This window comes from Rhizobium sp. CCGE531, from assembly GCF_003627795.1.
Lineage (GTDB): Bacteria > Pseudomonadota > Alphaproteobacteria > Rhizobiales > Rhizobiaceae > Rhizobium.
The window spans coordinates 519,295-536,147 of record NZ_CP032687.1; the positions used below are offsets into that span (position 1 = coordinate 519,295).

The 16,853-nt window shown below is 57.0% G+C and carries 13 protein-coding genes; 3 read left to right on the forward strand and 10 right to left on the reverse strand.

All coding sequences use genetic code 11. The features are described from left to right. Positions 1-531: 531 nt before the first annotated feature. Entirely contained in the window at positions 532-936 is a 405-nt protein-coding gene (locus tag CCGE531_RS32375; protein ID WP_245459584.1) for a DoxX family protein, read from the reverse strand. Positions 937-1,312: 376 nt separating this feature from the next. On the opposite strand from CCGE531_RS32375, the gene CCGE531_RS32380 reads away from it, so the two are divergent. Next, positions 1,313-2,191, forward strand: coding sequence for a hypothetical protein (locus tag CCGE531_RS32380; protein ID WP_120670977.1), 879 nt, complete (start codon positions 1,313-1,315; stop codon positions 2,189-2,191). Between the two features lie 817 nt (positions 2,192-3,008). Here the strand turns inward: CCGE531_RS32380 and CCGE531_RS32385 are convergent. Beyond that, positions 3,009-3,242: a hypothetical protein gene (locus CCGE531_RS32385; RefSeq protein ID WP_120670978.1), complete on the reverse strand. Its 234-nt coding sequence runs from the start codon at positions 3,240-3,242 to the stop codon at positions 3,009-3,011. Between CCGE531_RS32385 and CCGE531_RS32390 the strand changes: the two genes are divergently transcribed. After that, on the forward strand, positions 3,232-4,686 hold the full coding sequence (locus CCGE531_RS32390; RefSeq protein WP_120670979.1) for an efflux transporter outer membrane subunit: 1,455 nt from the start codon (positions 3,232-3,234) through the stop codon (positions 4,684-4,686). The two genes, CCGE531_RS32385 and CCGE531_RS32390, sit on opposite strands and share 11 nt — an antisense overlap. A gap of 381 nt (positions 4,687-5,067) precedes the next feature. Here CCGE531_RS32390 and CCGE531_RS32395 read toward each other — a convergent pair whose 3' ends face one another. The 7 genes from CCGE531_RS32395 to glmS all read right to left on the reverse strand — a co-directional run bounded on the left by CCGE531_RS32395 (position 5,068) and on the right by glmS (position 14,910). Continuing rightward, complete coding sequence (locus CCGE531_RS32395; protein WP_120670980.1) at positions 5,068-5,607, reverse strand: DUF1269 domain-containing protein; 540 nt, start codon at positions 5,605-5,607, stop codon at positions 5,068-5,070. A 589-nt stretch (positions 5,608-6,196) separates the two neighbouring features. Then, positions 6,197-7,150 (reverse strand): 3'-5' exonuclease, encoded by a 954-nt coding sequence (locus CCGE531_RS32400; protein ID WP_245459616.1) that lies wholly within the window; start codon positions 7,148-7,150, stop codon positions 6,197-6,199. A 197-nt stretch (positions 7,151-7,347) separates the two neighbouring features. Then, positions 7,348-7,647: a type II toxin-antitoxin system RelE/ParE family toxin gene (locus CCGE531_RS32405; RefSeq protein WP_120670982.1), complete on the reverse strand. Its 300-nt coding sequence runs from the start codon at positions 7,645-7,647 to the stop codon at positions 7,348-7,350. Between the two features lie 166 nt (positions 7,648-7,813). Continuing rightward, complete coding sequence (locus tag CCGE531_RS32410) at positions 7,814-10,984, reverse strand: efflux RND transporter permease subunit (protein WP_120670983.1); 3,171 nt, start codon at positions 10,982-10,984, stop codon at positions 7,814-7,816. Continuing rightward, complete coding sequence (locus CCGE531_RS32415) at positions 10,984-12,057, reverse strand: efflux RND transporter periplasmic adaptor subunit (protein ID WP_120670984.1); 1,074 nt, start codon at positions 12,055-12,057, stop codon at positions 10,984-10,986. Before CCGE531_RS32415 ends, CCGE531_RS32410 begins: the two co-directional genes overlap by 1 nt. A 424-nt stretch (positions 12,058-12,481) precedes the next feature. Then, positions 12,482-13,012 (reverse strand): FMN reductase, encoded by a 531-nt coding sequence (gene msuE / locus CCGE531_RS32420; RefSeq protein ID WP_120670985.1) that lies wholly within the window; start codon positions 13,010-13,012, stop codon positions 12,482-12,484. Positions 13,013-13,083: 71 nt separating this feature from the next. Then, entirely contained in the window at positions 13,084-14,910 is a 1,827-nt protein-coding gene (gene glmS / locus CCGE531_RS32425; protein WP_120670986.1) for a glutamine--fructose-6-phosphate transaminase (isomerizing), read from the reverse strand. 493 nt (positions 14,911-15,403) lie between these two features. Between glmS and CCGE531_RS32430 the strand changes: the two genes are divergently transcribed. Further along, the gene (locus tag CCGE531_RS32430; protein ID WP_120670987.1) at positions 15,404-16,120 is read left to right on the forward strand and encodes a hypothetical protein; all 717 of its coding nucleotides are present in this window, start codon (positions 15,404-15,406) and stop codon (positions 16,118-16,120) included. A gap of 130 nt (positions 16,121-16,250) precedes the next feature. On the opposite strand, the gene CCGE531_RS32435 is transcribed toward CCGE531_RS32430, so the two are convergent. Then, positions 16,251-16,760 (reverse strand): Hsp20/alpha crystallin family protein, encoded by a 510-nt coding sequence (locus CCGE531_RS32435; protein ID WP_120670988.1) that lies wholly within the window; start codon positions 16,758-16,760, stop codon positions 16,251-16,253. Positions 16,761-16,853 lie beyond the last annotated feature (93 nt).

Here is a 16,853-nt window from a genome sequence, read left to right on the forward strand (position 1 = left end):
CAATCCAAGGTCAGGCAACCATATGTCACCCACGGCTAGGATTTCATAGCTGTGGCTACCATTGTCTCTCCATTTTCGAATGTACAAAACTTCAGCTTTCATACCGGCTATTCCATCTGCGACAATGCAGGATCGCTGCGGGCAATGTGCGTGCTTGTTTTCTGAAACTCCCATACGGACAGCCTTCATTTCGCGGATTTGACATGCTGTTCGCCATCCGTCATCGGCTTTCACAGCAGCTCGCGCTGACATTCATCTCGCCACGGCCGAAAACTTGGATCCTGTTCTGACTTCCACGAGAGCGGACCGCGACGAACTTGTCGACGTTGAGGTTTGCACTGCCGCCCGTCGGCCATGCATGGCTAACTCGTCGGATGGGCCGCCAGACATTAGCGAGAATAGCGGCAGGATCTCCGCGCAGGGATAAGGGGTTCACCCGTGGTCCCCACGCAATTCGGGTCGCTTTGTGCCCACTCGTTCGAGCTTATTGTAGGATCCCGTTGAGGTCTCACCGCAGCTGCGAAGCCCCACTCATATCCGTTTGAACTTGGCATCAAGGCTCCACGCTCCCGGACCGGCCAAGACCAGGTAGAGGAACACGAAGCAAAACAGGATCGCTGCATCGCCGCCGTTAAGCACGGGAAAAATGCTGTGGCCTGGTAAATGTATGATCCAATAGGCGACGGCCATTTGACCTGACAAAAGAAAGGCTACCGGTCTCGTCAGGACGCCAACAAGAATAGCCAGGCCGCCGATCACCTCCAGAAGACCCGCAGTCAACATGAAGGGTGACAAACCACCCAAACCTCCTGTTCCGACGAGGCCGCCTGAAGGGAAGCTAAATAGCTTCATGGTGCCATGTTCGATGAATAGTAGCGCGGTAACGATCCTCAGCACGGCAAGTGCCGTCTGCGCGTATTTCGAAACATCCTTCAAAGCAGTCTCCAGTTTTCCGTTTGTCTCGTCGAAAAGGCCTAATCGACTGGAATTCGCATTAGATTCCGCCGTGGCCGTTAACACGGACCAGGGCGGATCATTCCTCGCAAATATCGTGCCATAGGAACTGCCCGGAAGCGTACGATGGTTACCGTGCAGGAGGGATAGGGATTCTGGGTGCGAAATCGTGGCAAACGATTCTGAAGCTTCACAGGAGCGGCTGACGCGCCCCACCTTTCAAATAGCACTGACACACTATTCATGCAGGACGGCTTGAAGGTCACTGCTTCTTTCTTCTTAATTCAGCCGCGCGACGATTGTAGAAGGCAAGGATTGCCCGTCTGACGATTCTGAAGGTTTTAAGGTAACAACATTCATGCATGATGCTGTCGTTATTCGTTCCGGTATTTCACAGGCAGTTGTCAACCGAAAAGGAGCAGAGCTAGTTGGGTGGCGGGTCGGTGCAAACGACCTCCTTTGGTCCCGGCGCCCTCCAGGTTGGAACCAAGCTTGTCCCCTGATGTTTCCTTCATGCGGATGGAGTGAGGCTTCGCTTGTCGAAATAAAAGGGCAACTTTATCCGATGCCCGTTCACGGCTTCATCAGCATGCAGGAATTTGACGTGGTTTCCATCTCCAAAAGCGAGGTGACATTAGAAACATCTGACGATGAATTCACGAAAACGATGTTTCCATTTTGTTTTATTTTCAGGATTACGTATAAAATTTCAGATAGTGAGCTGAACGTCGATATTTCCGTAAAAAACAGCTCCCGTAGTGAACTCCTCCCTTATGCGATCGGAATACATCCGGGATTTAGATGGCCCTTACTGTCTGCCCGGAAAGATACCTGGCGGCTGGAATTCGAGAAATTGGAATCCCCTCTCGTCCCATGCATATCTTCCGAAGGTCTAATTCGAAGTATTCAACGGAAAATTTCATTTCACGGGCGGTACCTTCATCTAAATGAGAGCCTTTTCCAAAATGAAGCCCTTTGTTTTTTGAATGCAAACAGTAAACGTCTGTCGCTGGTTGGGGAAAAGGCCTCCATTACAATTGAGGCGCCAAATGCACGTCACTGGGTCGTATGGTCTCTTCCACAGCAAGACTTCCTCGCGTTAGAACCATGTACAGGTCATGGTGACATGGAGGGTAGACGCATTCCATTCGAAGAGCGGGATTATAATGTCAACCTCGCCCCAGGAGAGGAGCAAATATTTCGAGTACGATTTGAGTTTGCGCAGCACGAAGATTAGTCTTCAGAAGACTTGCACTATAGGGCATATCAGCGGCGTTGCGTTCACGCCTCTATTTGACCTGCTTGTCCGCTGAATCGATTGGTGTTGAAACAAAGCGCATCCCAATGCCGAGCTTCTTGATATAGCGCCTTATGTCGAAGGTGCGGGAAGGCTCCGCATTTTAACAAGTTTGCAGGAGCAGCGTAGAGACTTATTCCGATAACGGTTCGTTACGGTCTCGCGGCGATGGTCTGCGGCGCAACAGTCGTGCAGACCACCGTGCAAATAAATAAATGCCTAAGATATGAATTGAATACGCTTTTTTATTTGTAAAATCAAATCATTAGCTTCAACTATGCCTCTTCCGTTTTGGGAGGACTTGTGCATACATCGGGCGAACTCACCTCTGCGACGACGTCGCACGGGCAGATGACAACGGCGGTGGGTGAAATGCCGGAGTGTTTTCAATTGGTTTCATCTCCATCGATCGCGTGCCGCACGCCGACCCTAAGCGAGGCGTTTGGCTCGACTTTTGTTTGCATACCCGTTGCAGGAAGTCATCAAGCTTCCCCTAAGTCTTGCGTTCGCCCGGGAGATTTCTCCTTCGGCACGAAAAATGCTTGGCTCATGCGGGAGCCCCCGTAAACGGAGAAAGATTTATGAGCCGCGCCAGTTCATCCGCAGCTTTCCTTATTACGGCTTCGGCCGCGCTTTTTGCATTCTACGCAATCCATGTGGAAGATTCTTCAAGTACCGGCGCGACTTGGAGCCCTTGGCAAAATCGACATGGATCCACCCGAGTGTGAACATTGGGCGTCGTCATGCGACGTCGAGTTCAAATGCGGAGGCGAATTTCAAACATCAGTCCGAACGAACCCGCGCTGTGATCCATGACGTAGATCAGTGTGATCCGAACAACCAATTTTTCCAAACAGTCGCGTGCCATTATCAAGCGTAAAAAAAGATGAAGCTGTAAGTTAGGCAGCGTCGTCATCGAAGCGCCGAGTGTCACGTTTCCCCTAAGAGCGTGATCATGTAATTCAATCGTAGGTAACGTGATGATATCCATTCGTACAGCCGCCCCCGCCCTGCTGCTTCTGCTGGCAGGTTGCGTCAGCGGCCCCGAGCATAAGACACCGGAAATGCCCCTAGCGGCCAAGTTCTCGGAGGGCGGTACGAAGATCAACGGCGACGTCGCAGGTTCGCAATGGTGGACCGCCTTCGGCGACAGGAAGCTGAATGCCTTGGTTGAACAAGGACTTGCAGAAAACCTCAATATCCAGCAGGCGCTGGAGCGCATCAATCAGGCGCAGGCGCAGGTCGTCAGCGCTGCGGCCGGCGGAATGCCGAGCCTTCTCGTGTCAGGCAGCAACACGCTCAGGGGCGAAAAGGGCAGTCAGCGCAACAAGAGGGAAACGGAAAACACCACCGGCGGCGGCCTCACGGCTTCGTGGCTGCTCGATCTGTGGGGCCAATACCGTCGCGCCAAGGAAAGCGCCAACGCATCGCTGGATGCGGCCTATTCCAACGTCGACGTTGCTCGCCTGACCTATCTCCGGGATCTGGCAAACAGCTACGTCAATGTCCGCTATTATCAGGCCCGCGTCGCGATCGCACGGGACAACCTGAAGTCTCGCCGCGAAACGCTTGAACTCACCAAATTCCAGCTCGATGCCGGCGCCGTTTCCCGCCTCGACGTTGTCCAAGCCGAAGGTCTCGTCAACTCGACGCTTTCCGAAATTCCGGGCCTCGAAATCAGCTACCGTCAGGCCGTGCATCATATCGCAACCCTGCTGAACGTACCGTCGGCAACCATTATCGCCCAGTTGCAGGGTGGCGGCGTCCAGCCGGTATTCCCCGGTCGCGTCAATTCCGGCGTCCCGGCCGACCTCATCCGCAACCGGCCCGACATCCGGGTCGCCGAGCGTAACCTTGCCGCTGCGACCGCTCAGATCGGCGTGGCGGAGGCCCAGCTCTATCCGACGATCACGCTCGGCGGTTCGATTTCGCCGTCCTATACCCATACGAAGTCCAACAACGGCAACCTGACGAAATGGTCGTTCGGTCCGAGCCTGTCGCTGCCGATCTTCGATGGCGGCGCATTGCGCGCCAATGTCAAGAGTGCCGAATCCACCAGCCGCGAGCGGTATATCGTCTGGAAGCAGACCGTGCTGTCTGGTGTCGAACAGGTCGAAAGCGCCCTGTCGGCCGTCAGCCGCGATGCCCAGACGGTTGGCGCACTGCGGGCGCAGGTGAAGTCGTATCAGGAAGCCCTCGATCTTTCCACGGAAAGCTATAAGGACGGCGCATCTTCGCTTCTCGACGTTCTCGACGCGCAGCGTTCGGTTTCTAATGCGCAGGAAAGCCTCGCTGAGGCCGTCCAGCAAAGCGCTCTCGACTACATCTCTCTGAACATCACGATCGGCGCCGGCTATATTCCCGCCGAAAAGCCGACTGTTGTTGCGAAGCCGGCCACGTTTGTCAAAGTCGCCGCCGAGCAGGCACGGAACTGACCCGATCAACCGGCCTTGCGCAGTCGGGCGGCTTACGTCGGGGTCAAACGTAGCGACATAGGCGAGTTTTCCTCAGGACAGTACATGGAAGCCTCGGGATGTTGTCGACAAATTGTTGGTCTGTGTTCCAGCGTCACCCCGGAATACGAGCTCGATGACCAAGATCTAATCGACCTGACAGCTGGACACTCGTTATTCATACCGTCAGGCGTGGTTCAAAAGACCTTGGCAACGACGAAGCGTCAGAATTGGCGACCTATGTGGGGTCAGACCTCGCCGAGACCGCGAAGTAAGTCAGAACGTCGCGGCGACACCTTATTCACATCCGTGAAGACGAGGTTCGTGGCGAAAGTCGATTGTTCCCACTGGCCCTATTTTTAATCATGCTCCTGTCGGCGGCGCTGCGGCGGACGGTTCGGACGCAAGCGCGCTACGCAGACGCTCCTCCTGCTCGGGCGAGAGCGACGTTCTCAATATCCGCGCATGTTCGCCCTGGAACTCCTGCAGCACCTTCTCCGGCTGAACCTTCCGAATTAGCAAAAAGAGCGCCGAGCTGTTTACCGGGATCGTGTCGGCCAGCCGCGTAATGAGGTCGTCGTCGATGCCGTAGTCCGTCATCGAGCCTGCCAAAGCGCCGGAACCTGCTCCGAAGGCACCGCCGAGAACCATGCCCGCAAGAGGATTTAGGAACAAAAGGCCGACAAGCGATCCCCAGATGGCGCCCGACAACCCGCCACTCGCGGCGCCGGCTGCTGTCAGATTGACGCTCTGCTTCAGACGAACCTTGCCCGAAGCGTCGCGGATCGCAACCACGGAGTCTTCAAGATCGACCAGATATTCCTTCTGGAGTTGAATGAGGCGATTGAGGACAACGTCCGCCTGGTCGGAGTTGTCAAAGCCGAGCACTACGAGTTCAGACATCGTTTTTTCCTTCGGTTTGGTGTTGCTGATATCGAAATTCGCCTTAATCCGAGAATTTTACCACGTCCGTGTGAGGTTGCGATGAAAGTAGGTACCCGCTTGCCGTCTGCGACCGATCAGCCATTGTCTATAACATCCGCTCGCATCGCCATTTCATCAGCCTGAATTAATGTGAAGTTGTCATTATGCCGGACCATACTGACCTCACTGATGATTGAGCGCACGTTGATCCCGCTCGAGACCGACGCAGTGAGCATCGCTTGCTCACGGTCTTTTCCGGCATTGGTACTCTCGTAACGCGGACTACCGCAATGCGATCTTGGAATTCGATTGGGCGCCCGGCGGCGAAACGGAATGCGGCGAATGCTACATGCGCCGCGGCTCTCGAAGCATCAAGGGATCGCAAGCGGGCCAGAGCGGGCCTGCAGCTTGGAGTAAGCCATTGACGAAGTGGCGTAATCGAGCCCATGGCGGTTCTGAAGTTCCAACCTGCAATCAAGCCTCTTTTGGATAAAGGAAAGCCCAGCTCTTGATGTGATGGGATTCGAACTTGCAGAGCCTGCAATTATCAACGCCACACGAGCTGTCGTCACGCCCTGAAACGGTCAAATGAGGTGAGGCGTCTCATCGGTGGATCAGCGTCATCCCAGCGATAGATTTCAGAGCGCAGATAGCGAAGCTCGTCGTCGAGACCCTCTTCTGCAATCTCGGTCCACCAACATTTCGGGCGACCATCACTACCATCCGACCAACGGTAGCCGCGCGCCTTCAGGTGATCCTTCATGTCGAACGGACTGTTTTCGGCGTAGATGCGGACACGACAACGCTGGCTGGCTTGATAGAGTTCGGCGAACGGCGTTTGCCCGAAGCCGATGCAATCCTCTGCGAGAACTTCGAGCAACGCAAAACAGTCATCCACTGCCCGATGCCCCTCATGAAAATAGCCTGCCTGTCCGATCAAATATCCAAGCTTGGTTCCTTCGAAGCGACGTGACGCCCAATCGATTTCCGAGACCGAGCACGCCCAGGCTTTGCCGGCGAATATGGGTGAAAAGGCCTCGCAGAAGGGCCGATCGAAGCCAGCATTGTGAGCGATGATGAGGTCGGCTCCTTCGACAAGCGCGCGCAGTTGCTGAAGATCAATGATTTGGCCGGCCACCATTTCGTCGGTGATGCCGGTCAGACGCGTGATCTCTTCTGGGATTGGTGTGCTCGGCTGCTGTAGGCCACCATAGACGCCGATGATGTCGCCGATATTGCCCGCTTCATCAAAGGTGAACGCAACAGCGCCGACCTCGACGATTTCGTCCTTGCGATGGTTGAGGCCAGTGGTTTCGGTATCGAGGATAACGCCCTTCAACGGGAATCCGGGCCGCGCCTCCGTTGCGATGGCACGCGGTTCGAGTTTTTTGAGGATGCGATATCGGCCGGTCGCCTGGAGTTGCTGCACCATGTCGTCCTCACTCAAGGCAGCCGATGGTTGGCGCTTCGGGAGCAATGAAGCAGCTGCCTTCGCGGAAGGTGTCTCACTTGAAACAAACAAATCGAACTGCTGCGTCACTCAGTCCCCGACGTTATCTTAGAACGAACTCTCCAGACTGCATTGTCCGGCAAATCGGTATAGGCTATCTCCTCCAAAAAATCAGGAGAAAAAGCACAGGATAACGGCGATGTAACTGATCTGACATGCGTCACAGCCCGACCGTACCGCCTCTCACACAATGATGCATGTTGGTCTACTTAGACAGGATCGCCGGTCCAGTCTTCATGTCTACGGCGTATTCGGATCACGAAAATTGCTCCGTTTTCCTCGATCCTGTAGACAATAGGATGGGCCTCGAACGGATGAATTCTAACTGGTGGCGAAATCTCTTCCAGCTCACGTGCCATTCGCGGGTTGGCGGCAATGAGGTCAAGCACAGCGAACAAGTCATCATGATATCGCCTCGCCTGTGTGGATCCGAACATGCTTACACCTTGTTCGGCGATCGCAATGATGTCCTCTTCCGCCTCAACTGAAAGGCTAAAATTAAAATGCATTATCTGCTGCCGCGCATAGTGTCCACGCGCGCGACTGCCGCAACAAAGAAGGCGCCGAGCTTCGCACTTGACCGCAGGAGGCAATATCAATGACAGGCCGAGGGTTGGAATTCGCGTGATTTGATCGACAACGAGAAGCGTTTGCCAAAAACGCCTCCAGTCCCGATCAAGGTGTGGGTTCGATGACTTTATGCTGAGATGGAGTCATCTCTAGGGATTTCCCCGTATCGCCGCCGAGATCGCCTGGCAAATTACTGAACTCCGTCTCTCGCCCGCAGGTCGCATGGCGTCGAAGCGCTCGGCGATTGAACGATTTGAGCAAATTTTGCAGGTCGTCGACGAAGGTGAAGATGACCGGGATAATGATGAGGCTGAGCAGCGTTGATATCATCACGCCGCCGATCACCACAATGGCCATCGGCTGCCGGAAGCTGGAATCCCCACCCGACAGGCTGAGCGCGGCCGGCAGCATGCCCGAGGCCATGGCAAGGGTGGTCATGACGATCGGCCGCGCCCGCTTGTGGCAGGCATCGACGAGCGCATCGAACCGGGACATGCCTCGGCGACGTGACATGATCGCATATTCGATGAGAAGGATGGAGTTCTTCGTCACAACGCCCATCAGCATGAGAAGGCCGATGACGGCAGGCATCGAGAAACTGGTGCCCGTCACCACCAGCGGCACCAGCGCGCCGCCGAGCGAGAGCGGCAGGGCCATCAGAAGCGTGAGCGGCTGCAGGAAATCGTGGAACAGCAGGACGAGCACCGTATAGATGCAGAACACACCGATCGCCATCGCAAGCGCGAAGCTCTGGAACAGCTCGGAGCTGCGCTGAAGCTCGCCGTGTTCCACCAGCGTAACGCCTGGCGGCAGATGCTGGAGAGCCGGCAGCGCCTTCGCCTCGCGGTTGACGTCGCCGAGGATGCGGCCATTGAGTTCGACGGAAACGGTGACATTGCGCATGCGGTCGATACGATCGATCTCCGAAGGACTGCCGCCGATGCGGATATCGGCAATCGATCCGAGATCGACATTGCCTTTGGCGCCGGGAACGCGCATGTTTTTGATGTCGTCGAGATTGGTGCGCGTTTCCGGCGAGAAGCGGACGACGATCGGGATCTGCCGCTGTGGCAGATTGAGCTTCGGCAGATCCGAGGAATATTCCCCATTTGTCGCCACGCGCACGGCGCTCGCGATTGCATTCGATGTCACGCCGAGCGCTGCAGCACGCGCAAAATCGGGGGTGATCTGGATTTCCGGCGCTTGCCTCGCCGCCGTCGATGTCACGGCGCCTATGCCCTGCAGCGTTCGAAGCTGCTCCTCGAGCGCCGTGCTTGCGCTGTCGAGGGCATTGGCATCGTCGCTGGCCAGAGTGAACTCGAGCTTGGTACCGTTGCCGATACCGACCGCCACACGCACTCCGGGGAGGACGGAGAGCGCCTGCCGGATATCGTTCTCGATCTCCGACTGCTTGCGGTCGCGCCCATCAATCGGCGTCAGCGTGGCGACGATCGCGGCAGACCCGACACTGCTCCTGGCGACCGTCGCACCACCGCCCGAGGATCCCGAGCCGACAGCAGCAAACACATGTGTCACGTCGGGAATCTCACTGAGAATATCTGCGGCCTTCCTGGTTGCAGCGTCGGTTTGCTCGACAGTGGCGCCGGGCTGCAGGGTGAGCGTGATCTGCGTCCGCGAGTCGTCAGCGGCTGGCAGGTATCCCGTTCTTAAGAGGGGGATAACGGAAAGCGAAACCGCAACGACGACGGCAGTCACGGCCACTGTTGTCTTCCGGTGATCGAGGGCAGCCTTCGCGAGCGCCATATAGGCGCGCATGATTCGGCCATCCTTCTGCTCCGACGGATGAGCCTTCATGAAATAGGCGGCCATCATGGGGGTAAGCAGACGCGCAACGACAAGCGAGGCAACGACGGCAACAGCGGCGGTGATGCCGAACTGACGGAACAGGAGGCCCGGTATGCCGCTCATGAATGCCGTCGGCAGGAAGACGGCGACCAGCGTGAAGGTGGTGGCGATGACGGCCAGCCCGATCTCGTTGGCCGCCTCCATCGCGGCATCGATCGGCCGCTTGCCCATCTGCAGGTGGCGGGCAATGTTTTCAATCTCGACGATGGCGTCGTCGACGAGAATACCTACCACAAGCGACAGCGCCAGCAAGGTGACGACGTTCAGACTGAAGCCCGCCAGGTACATGACCAGGAAGGTCGGTATGGCCGACAAGGGCAGTGCCACAGCCGACAGGATCGTCGCGCGCCAGTCCCGAAGGAAGAGCCAGACGACCACGATTGCCAGGATCGCACCCTCATACAGTATGTGCATCGAGCCGTCATAATTGCCGAGAATTGACCCGATCAGGCTGTAGACTGCATGGATCTGCACATTGGGATGCGACGCTGCGAAGTTTTTCATTGCCGTGCTAACGTCAGCCGAAACGCTGCTGTCGGAAAACCCGTTCGAACGCTTGATTTCGACGGCGATCACCGGCTTGCCGTCGAGATAGGCCATCGAGGAGCGCTCCGCGAAGCTGTCCTTGACCGAGGCGATGTCGTCGAGCCGGGCCTGCTGCCCGTTAGCGAGCGGTATAGTGAGCTCCCTCAGGGCCCCGACCGACTCTACGGCGCCGAGCGTGCGCAATGTCTGACGCGTGCCGCCGACTTCGCCAAGGCCGCCAGACTTGTCGGCTTGCACGGCCTTCAACTGCGCTGATACGGTCGCGGCGGTGACGCCGAACGACGCCATCGTCGAAGGATCGAGATCGACATGGACCTCGCGATCGATCCCGCCGATGCGGTTGACCTGGCCGACGCCCGGGACCGATAGCAGTGCCTTGGTCAGATCGTTATCGACAAACCAGGAGAGTTCGGTCTCGTTGAGAGCGGTCGAGCGGACGGCATAGGTGACAAGTGCGGAGCTTTGGACGGTGGCCTTCGTAACGATCGGTGTCGCCATCTGTGCCGGCAGATCGGCCTTGACGCTATCGACGGCATTGCGGACCTCATTGAGGGCCGTTTCGCTGTCTTTCTGCAGCTTGAAGGATACCTTGGTCGAGACGGTGCCGTCGGTGATCGTCGTGAGAATATGATCGAGATGGCTCAAGGAGGTGAGGCTATCCTCGATGGTGCGGGCAACCTCCGTCTCGAGCTGCGTCGGCGCAGCGCCGTCGAGCGTGGCGGTGACACTGATAGTCGGCAGGTCCATATCCGGAAAGTACTGAACCGCCAGCTGTTTGAATGCCCAAAGCCCGCCAAATCCAAACATCACAAACAGCAATATCGCTGGTATGGGATTGCGGATCGAGAAGGCGGAGAAATTCATCAGTTCTTCTCCGCAATCTTCACGAGGTCATTGTCCGACAGAAAGGCACCGCCCGACGTCACGACCTTCGACGACCGATCGATGCCGAAGACGATCTCGACTTCACCATTGTTGCGGCGGCCGGTTTCGACGCGGACCCGTCGCACCCGCTTGTCCTCGCCGGCGGTGAAGACGTAGCTGATGCCATCCCGGAACACGATTGCGGTCTCGGGGACGGTGAGCGCCGGTGTGGTCTGCAACTCGATGCTGCCCGTGACGTAGAGGCCGGTCCGCGGACGAATGTCGGCGGGAAGCGCGACATAGACGATCGCCCGGCTGGTGTCGGTGCTGACCGAGGGTCCGACAAGCCGCACCTTGCCGGCAATGACGTGACCTTCCGGCCCGTTGATCCTAACGCTCAGGCCTTCCGAAATCCGCGGCAGATAACGCGCCGATACTTCGGCCTGCCATTCGACACGCTGCTGGCGCACCATGCGGAACAGCTCGGTGCCGGTGGAGACGACGGCGCCGAGGTTGGCGGAACGCGAGGTTATGAGGCCATCGTCGGCGGCGGTGATGGTCGTATGCGCAAGCTTGATCTTTTCGCCGTCGAGCGCTGCTTCCTCCGATGTCAGGCTTGCCGTCGCCGTCTGCTCGTCCGCCAGATATTCAGTGATTTTCTCGTCGGCGAGGGCCCCCGAAGTGCTGAGCTGGCGTGCACGATCCGCATTCGCCTTGGCCTTTGTCAGATTTGCCTTGGCAGTCACGACAGCCGCCTCCTGCTTGCGAAGGTCCGCCAGTACGCTGTCCTGCGAAAGCCGGGCCAGCGTCTGCCCCTTCGTGACCACGGACCCGACATCCGCCAGGACGTCGGTGATGCGCAGGCCGCTCGTCTCGGAGGCGATGATTGCTTCCTGCCAGGGTTTCAGCCAGCCGCTCGCGGGAACGGTTTCCGGCCAGTCCCGTATTGCCGGCGCCGTCAGAGAAACGGTCAGAGCGGGTGCGGCCGCCTGTTCAGCCATGCTATTGGCGCAGGGAAACTGGAGTGCTGCACAGACAAGAACGGCAACGAGTAGAAGACACGGTTTTCTCAAATGGCAATTCCTCGCAGTTCACGGGTGTCCGCGCGCAACCGTGGCGTCAAAAATGTCGGCTGTTGTGGTGCAAAGTTGAAATGCCTGACGGTCTCGAAGGTGACAAAACTCAACTGTTCAAAACATCTTGGCGACACCAGTGATGTCGGGCTATTCCGCCATCCAAAGCAGCAGTTTTTTGTCGGCGACTCCGTCAGAGATCGCCAATCAGCTGCTGGATTGAGCCAGGATTGGGCGCGCTCGCCAACTATAACAAGACCACCTACGGCCGGGGAGAGGCTAGCGTTTTGAGGACACTGGCATCCGATTGGACCAGGGAAACACAGAGTCAAAGTTGTCTTCGAGGAGGTGAATACCGCTAAATCGCCTCTTAAGGTTCGCGTGGGACAATAGAGCCTGTTGCGCCGACGTTTGCTGCGTCTGGTCATCCTATTGCGTATGCTGCTTCCTCGACAGCTCGGCCTACACGCATGCGGATGGCCTCGGAAATCACCTCCCCGTGGGCGAAGTCATTACGGGTGGCATAGATTGCGGTCGGCATCGCAAGCGCTTCAAAGAACCCGAACAGAGGGCGCAACTGATGCTCGACGACAAGCGAATGACGCTCGCCTCCGCCCGTCGCAGCGATGATGATAGGCTTGCCCCTCAGCGATGTTGGATCGAGCAAATCGAAATAGTGCTTGAATAGGCCGGTGTAACTGCCCTTGTAGGTGGGTGAGCCTACAACCAGGACATCTGCCTCCAGCATTTGGTCTACGACCCCGCGTGCTTGAGCGTTAAGGTCGTCTAGCCGTTTGGCCGCCAATAGTGAAGGTCCAAGGTCATCGACATCGAAGGACTGCGCCACCGCTCGCGTTTTGATTGCCAATTGCCCGACGATATGGTCGACGAATGTGCGCGTCGTGGACGGTCGTGTTATGTTCCCCGAGAAGCCAAATATCTTCGTTTGCGGCATGTCGATCTCCAAATGCTCAGCAGTTATAAGTCATCTAAACTCTGTCATTCGTCCCTTACGGAAACGATGACCTATTCGACGGTGACTGATTTCGCCAGATTGCGCGGCTGATCGACGTCCGTGCCCGCAAACACGGCCGTATGATAGGCGAGTAATTGGACCGGCAGCGAGAAGATCATCGGCGCAATGATCTCGTCCACATTTGGAAGAACGATTGTTTGCATCGTGTCGAGCTTCAAGGCGCGAGCGCCCTTCTCATCCGTGATCAAGATGATCCGTCCGCCGCGGGCCGCAACCTCCTGCATGTTGGAAGCGGTCTTATCGAAAAAGCGGTCGTGCGGTGCGATCACGATAACCGGCATGTTCTCATCGATGAGAGCAATTGGACCGTGTTTCAGTTCGCCGGCAGCATACCCTTGCGCGTGAATATAGGAAATCTCCTTTAGTTTCAGGGCGCCTTCCATGGCCAAAGGGAAGCTGGTTCCGCGGCCAAGATAGAGCACGGCGCGGCACTTTGCCAATTCACGCGATAGAAGTTCGATCCTGGGTTGGATGCTGTTGAGCACCTGCCCCATGACGCGCGGCATCTCGGCAAGCCGGCCGACCAGTGTCTGTTCCTCCTTCTCCGTAAGGGTGCCACGCGCCCTGCCGGCAGCAACCGCGAGCGCAGCCAATACGGCGAGTTGGCATGTAAAGGCCTTCGTAGACGCAACGCCGATCTCCGGTCCGGCGAGGATCGGGAACACAGTGTCGGACTCTCGTGCTATCGTCGATTCGGGCGTGTTGACGACTGCACCGGTCTTCAAGCCGTGCTCCTTGCAATAGCGTAGGCAAGCAAGTGTATCGGCCGTCTCGCCCGATTGTGAGATGAAGAGAGCTGCCACCTGTGGCGAGAACGGGATTTCGCGGTACCGAAATTCGGAGGCGACATCAATTTCGACCGGCAGACGTGCGTAGTGCTCGAACCAGTATTTGCCGATCAGTCCGGCCAAGTACGCAGTGCCGCAGGCGGAGATCGCCAAGCTTTGCACGTTGGCGAAGACGGTGTCGCGCCAAGCCGCGACCACCTGATTGTCGCTGAAGTTGAGGTAATGGCCAAGGGTATCGGAGATGGCCTCCGGCTGGTCGTAAATCTCCTTCTCCATGAAATGGCGATAGTTGCCCTTGTCGATCATATGGGCCGTCACCACCGAGATCTGCCGCGGTCGGGTGGTGACCTTTCCGTCGATATCGAAGATACGTACGCCAGTCTTGTCGATGACCGCCCAATCGCCGTCGATCAGGTAGGTGATCTCGTTAGTGAAGGGCGCCAGCGCAATCGCGTCCGATCCGAGAAACATCTCGCCGCTTCCGTGACCGATCGCGAGCGGCGGGCCATTCCGGGCAGCCATGATGGTCGAAGGGTCCTCCTCGAAGAGCAGAGCCAGCGAGTAAGCGCCTCGGACGCGCTTCAGCATCGCATGCATAGCTTCGCGCCGGCCCATGCCGTCCCGGCGAAGTCTTGCCACGAGATGCGCGATGACCTCCGTGTCGGTGTCGGTTTGGAACTCGGTGCCGGCCGCGGTCAGCTCATCCTTCAATTCGGCGAAATTCTCGATTATCCCATTGTGGACGACTGCGATGCCGTCGCTAAAATGTGGGTGGGCATTGCGTTCCGTCGGCGCGCCATGGGTTGCCCAGCGCGTATGGCCAATGCCGATTGTGCCCGCCAGGGGCTGTTCTTTCAGCTTTGCTTCAAGGTTGAGGAGCTTGCCCTCACAGCGCCGGCGATGGAGCGCTCCACCGTCGATCGTCGCGACGCCTGCCGAATCGTAGCCACGATATTCAAGCCGTTTCAATGCGTCTATCAGCCGGTCCGAAACCGGATGATGGCCGACAATACCCACAATCCCGCACATACATTCTCCGCGTTTTCGCATATCGGCCACAACGCACTCACCTAGTCCGTCAGTCTGGAGTGAGCGAAGCTGCTTCACTCCTTGATCGCCATGACGGCTATCATTCCGTCAGAACTCCGTGGCAAAACCGTCGTGCTGTCGCGCTAAGCCAAATTCAGCGCGTTCTAACGGCACTCGACTTATTGGAAAAATCGATTCTTTGGATCGCACCCATTTACGTCATGGATTATCGCCGCATCGGTTTTCACGCTGGGACCACGGGTGCCGCCTCGGACATAAACCGGCCGGTTTCCCAAGGCAGAGGTAACGTCCGTCATGATGCGCTCAGCAGCCATCATTGGTGCCAGGTATCTACGGAAACCTCGAAGGCGGGACGGTAGGTCCGCTCACACAGCCTTTTAGAAGTCACCTTCGAGCGTTCTTGTGGGAAAGCCTCCCTGGCAATAAATATCGTCTCGACCGCTCATCGAACTCGCACAAAGGATGACTTTTCGTGTCAATCTACTGTTGGAAGTTTATACGGGTTATCGCATTTGCACCTGCTGCTGCGATCATGCTGGCCGCGCATAACATATCGGCGCAGGAATCGTTCACCGCGGTGCAATGGCCAAACACGCCAACGGCACGGATTGAGGCACTTGCGATTCTCCAAACCTTGAATGCAAATCTCCTGAGTAATGCTAGCGCCACTTTGACGCTCGACCGGTGGTGTGCCGGACACAATCTCGCACCGCAAGGTTCTAAGATCGTTGCACAGCGGGTACGCGGGAGAGACAAGCCCGTCAATAGCCGCATCCGAGAACTTCTGGCGGTCGGCCCCGACGAGCCCATCGCCTACCGACATGTCCGCCTCGTTTGCGGCAATCGCGTCCTTTCTGAGGCTGACAATTGGTATGTTCCGGCAAGGCTGACAATGGACATGAATAAAGCGTTGAATACGAGCGACGTCGCCTTTGGCAGAGCCGTCCAATCTCTTAATTTCACCCGCACAAATCTATCTTCCAATTTGCTGTGGTCCCCTCTTCCAGAAGGATGGGACGTGGAAAAGGAACTACCGACACCCGCAACGGGATCTCTTATACTACCGCCCTTTCTTCTCGAACATCATGCAGTGCTGAAGCTTCAGGACGGCACTCCGTTCAGTGCGCTGGTCGAAAGCTATACGAGCAATGTATTGGACTTCCCGCCTCCACCTCTGCTTACCCACTAAGTGCCCATTGGCGCTGCGACCAAAAGCGCAGCGCCCGGGATGGTATTTTCGATCGCGACCGTAAGACAGCGTCGCCGTTGCCGAAGCTCGTCGGGTGCGTTTGTACCCGGCGAGCTTGCAGCTGTCGGTATTATTCGGTGTTGTCGATGGCGATCCGCTTGACGTTGGCTCGCTCCTTCTCGGTCTTCGGCAGCGTAACCGTAAGAAGACCGTTCTTGAACGTTGCGGCGACCTTACTCTCATCAAGCTGGCGACCCAAAGCCAGTCGCCGTTCGAAGCGTCCGTAATAACGCTCGCTGAACCCGCGATCCTTGTCCTCGGTATCGGACTTGTTTTCACCGCGAAGCGTAAGCACGCCGTCTTTCAGCAGCAACTCGATATCCTCTGGATCGATGCCCGGAATTTCCGCTATCACTCGGATTTCGTCGTCATTCTCCTTGATCTCTACGTGCGGCCACTCGCCGCCAATCGGCGATGTGCCACCAAACAACGATGGCGGACCGAAACTGCGGAAGACTTCGTCGAACAGACGGTTGACATTGCGGTGAAGCGACAGGAACGGGTCCATGTCGTCGCCACGATAGACGTTCGGAACCTGGCTGTTGCCACGGCTCCATGGGATCAGGTCACGTACACTCATGACTATCATCCTTTCTTCGGTTTTTTTCCTCCTGTCGTGCGATGACGTCCTTGGCGGTTCGGGAACAGCCGAGGAGTAAGCAGGTGCGCATCA

Coding starts and splice junctions, on each gene's coding strand:
- CCGE531_RS32435 (WP_120670988.1), bottom strand. CDS start 16,760: ATGAGTGTACGTGACCTGATCCCATGGAGCCGTGGCAACAGCCAGGTT.
- CCGE531_RS32380 (WP_120670977.1), top strand. CDS start 1,313: ATGCATGATGCTGTCGTTATTCGTTCCGGTATTTCACAGGCAGTTGTC.
- CCGE531_RS32395 (WP_120670980.1), bottom strand. CDS start 5,607: ATGTCTGAACTCGTAGTGCTCGGCTTTGACAACTCCGACCAGGCGGAC.
- CCGE531_RS32410 (WP_120670983.1), bottom strand. CDS start 10,984: ATGAATTTCTCCGCCTTCTCGATCCGCAATCCCATACCAGCGATATTG.
- CCGE531_RS32390 (WP_120670979.1), top strand. CDS start 3,232: ATGATATCCATTCGTACAGCCGCCCCCGCCCTGCTGCTTCTGCTGGCA.
- CCGE531_RS32385 (WP_120670978.1), bottom strand. CDS start 3,242: ATGGATATCATCACGTTACCTACGATTGAATTACATGATCACGCTCTT.
- CCGE531_RS32405 (WP_120670982.1), bottom strand. CDS start 7,647: ATGCATTTTAATTTTAGCCTTTCAGTTGAGGCGGAAGAGGACATCATT.
- glmS (WP_120670986.1), bottom strand. CDS start 14,910: ATGTGCGGGATTGTGGGTATTGTCGGCCATCATCCGGTTTCGGACCGG.
- msuE (WP_120670985.1), bottom strand. CDS start 13,012: ATGCCGCAAACGAAGATATTTGGCTTCTCGGGGAACATAACACGACCG.